We start from the raw sequence: 2,884 nt of genomic DNA on the forward strand, positions 1-2,884 counted from the left end.
CCCCGAGGGCGGCGGTGCGCACCAGCGCGGTGTTGACCCCCAGGCCCGCGGCCGCCTCCGTCCCGAGGGCGAGCGCGTTGAGGCTGCTCGCGCAGAGCAGCGCGAGCACCAGCCCCACGACGACGAAGGGGGCGACCGCCCGCAACTGGTCGAGGCCGCCGTCGCCGAGCGAGCCGACGACCCAGAAGCGGTAGTTGTCGAAGTGCCGCGGCAGGGACAGCGCGATCGCCTGGACGTAGGCGGTGAGCACCGCCGCCACGACGGCACCGGCGAGGACGAGCCGGACCATGCTGGCGCCGGTGTCGCCGGCCGTGCCGATGGTGTGGACGACGAGGGCGGCGATGCCGCCGCCGAGCAGGGCCACCCACGCCGAGGCGACCGTGCCCGTGGAGATGCCGAGCCAGACGCTCGCGGTCACCATCGCCGCGGCGGCGCCGGCGTTGATGCCGAGCAGGCCGGGGTCGGCGAGCGGGTTGACGGTGACCGCCTGCATGATCGCGCCGGAGACCGCCAGGGCCGCGCCGACCCCCATGGCGAGCAGGGTGCGCTCGATCCGGGCGTCGAGCACCGTCGCGAGGTAGGCGTCGGGGCGGCCGGTGAGGGCGTCGACGACCTCGGGCAGCGACGTCGACTTCGAGCCGACGGCCAGCGAGGTCAGGGCGACGAGGGTGAGCACGGCAACGCACCCCACGAGGACCAGCGCGGTCCGTGGGGTGCGTCGTGCCGTGGGGCGCGAGGTCACGCGGCGGAGGCTACTTCTTCTCGGCCTTGGCGATGGCCGCGTCGATCATGTCCGGGTACGTCTTGAGGGCGTAGGGCACGGTGAGCGGGTTGATCATCGACGAGGCGGTGACGAAGGCGTTGTCCTCGCTGGAGACGACGGCACCGGCCTTGATCGCCGGGATGGAGGCGTAGAGCTTGTTGTCGAGCGCCTGCTCCTTCGCCTTGGGGTCGCTGTAGAAGGTGAAGATCAGGTCGCTGTCGTTCAGCTGGTCAGCATTCTCGTAGCCGATGACCGCCGAGTCGGTGCCTTCGGTCTCCTCCATCTTGTCGATCGCCGGGTCGCTCTTGAGCCCGAGCTTGCGGACCATGTCGGCGCGCTGCTCGGTCGGCTTGAAGACGCCGAGGGTGTCGGGCGTCGTGTAGACGTAGCTGAAGCTGTAGTTCTTCCAGTCAGGGTGCTTCTTCGCCTCGTCGGCGAGCTGCTTCTCGAGGTCGACGACGAGCTTGTCGGCGTCCTCCTCCTTGCCCAGGGCGGTCCCGATCGTCTCGATCTGCTCGTCCCAGTCGATGCTCCAGGCCTGGTCGGGGTAGGCGACCGTCGGGGCGATCTCGCTGAGCGAGTCGTACTGCTCCTGGGTGATGCCCGACCACGGGGCGAGGATCACGTCGGGCTCGAGCTCGACGATCTTTTCCATGTCGAGCTCCTCGCCGGCGCCGACGAACTCGGGCAGCTCGCCCCCTTCGTCCGTGACGGCCTCGTGGACCCACGGGGTGTAGCCGGTCTTGTCCGCGGCCCAGGCGTACTCCTCCATGCCGACGGGGATGGTGCCGAGGGCGATCGAGGTCTCGGTGGAGCCCTGGCCGAGCGTGACGACCTTCTTCGGCTCTTCGGGGATCTCGGCGGTGCCCAGGGCGCTCTTGATGGAGACGGGGAAGGCGTCGCTCCCACCGGCGGACGTCGCGTCGGCGTGCGAGCCGGAGTCGGAGCCGCACCCGGCGAGGGCGAGCGGGGCGGCGAGCAGGAGCGCGGTCGTGGTCGCGCGCAGGCGGGTCAGGGGCATCGTCGTCGTCCTTGCGAAGGGGAGGCCGGTCCCGTGACCGGCTCGAACATTAGGAGACCCTAACCTAACCTTCGGTGGTCACGACGCAGGGGGTCAGTCCGTGGCGCCATCACGTCGGTGGACCCGGTGCCCGTCCGGGTCGAAGATCATGACGACCTCGGCCGGGCCGTCGACAGCGACGAAGGCGTGCGGCGTCATCGTCTCGAACTGCGCTGCCTCGCCGGCCTCGACGCGCACGACGCGGTTGCCGAGGGTCAGCTCGACGCTGCCCTCGAGGACGAAGAACCAGTCGTGACCCGGGTGCACCCGTGGCTGCGGGCGGGGGCCGGGCTCGAGGCGCACCTTCATCGCCGTCGTCGTCGCCGTCGCCTTGGTGAGCACCCACGTGGTGCGGCCGTGCTCGCGGGTCGGTGTCGGGCGGATGACGACGTCCTCGTCGTCGTCCTCGGCGAGCAGGGTCTCGACGTCGGTGCGCAGGGCGCGGGCCAGGGGGAGCAGGACATCGAGGCTGATCGCTCGCTTGCCGGTCTCGATGCGACTGATCGTCGAGGGGCTGAGGTGGGAGCGCTCGGCGAGGTCGTCGAGCGAGAGCGACTGGGCGCGGCGCAGGCCGCGCAGTCGGGTCCGGACGGTCTGCTCGATCTCGCTCACGGTGCTCCTCGGGTGTCGATGACGTCTTGCAGATTCTGCAAGCAAGTATGCACTATCCGTCAGGCGCATCTACGGTGGACGTCATGAGCGCACAGCCCGAGCACCCCGCCGCCCACAACTCCGCCGGCCACGACCACCACGCGAGCCACCCCGTCATCGAGCGCCATGTCGACGTCGCCGTCGTCGGTGGCTCCGCCGCCGGCCTCGCGGCCGCCCTGCAGCTGTCGCGGCAGCGTCGCTCGGTGCTCGTCGTCGACTCCGGCGAGCCGCGCAACGCCCCGGCCGCGCACATGCACAGCTACCTCGGGCACGAGGGGGCGGCCGCCGGCCGACTTCCTGCGCATCGCCCGCGACGGAGGTGCGCGTCCTACGGGGCCGAGGTCCTCGACCGGTCGGGTTTCTCGAGGTCACGCGCGAGGAGGACGTCTTCCGCCCCGGCCTCACCGGCG

General features: G+C 71.1%; 4 protein-coding genes. 1 reads left to right on the plus strand and 3 read right to left on the minus strand.

Going from position 1 to position 2,884, the window contains the following annotated elements; genetic code table 11:
- The 3 genes from AC2W7J_RS17230 to AC2W7J_RS17240 form a co-directional block, all read right to left on the minus strand.
- Nucleotides 1–742, minus strand: a 742-nt coding sequence (locus tag AC2W7J_RS17230; RefSeq protein WP_485983911.1) for a FecCD family ABC transporter permease, incomplete at its 3' end; no start/stop codon positions are given.
- 10 nt (nucleotides 743–752) lie between these two features.
- Nucleotides 753–1,784, minus strand: a complete 1,032-nt coding sequence (locus AC2W7J_RS17235) for an iron-siderophore ABC transporter substrate-binding protein (protein WP_485983913.1) — start codon at nucleotides 1,782–1,784, stop codon at nucleotides 753–755.
- Between the two features lie 93 nt (nucleotides 1,785–1,877).
- Nucleotides 1,878–2,435 carry a helix-turn-helix domain-containing protein gene (locus AC2W7J_RS17240; protein WP_485983915.1) on the minus strand — a complete coding sequence of 186 codons (558 nt, stop codon included), beginning with the start codon at nucleotides 2,433–2,435 and terminating at the stop codon, nucleotides 1,878–1,880.
- A gap of 83 nt (nucleotides 2,436–2,518) precedes the next feature.
- Here AC2W7J_RS17240 and AC2W7J_RS17245 point away from each other — a divergent pair.
- Nucleotides 2,519–2,884, plus strand: a 366-nt coding sequence (locus AC2W7J_RS17245) for an FAD-binding protein (protein WP_485983917.1), incomplete at its 3' end; no start/stop codon positions are given.

Source organism: Janibacter sp. CFPM2_SD2 (assembly GCF_057364645.1).

Excerpts from the sequence above, each read along its gene's own strand:
- AC2W7J_RS17235 (WP_485983913.1), bottom strand. The coding sequence starts at position 1,784 with ATGCCCCTGACCCGCCTGCGCGCGACCACGACCGCGCTCCTGCTCGCC.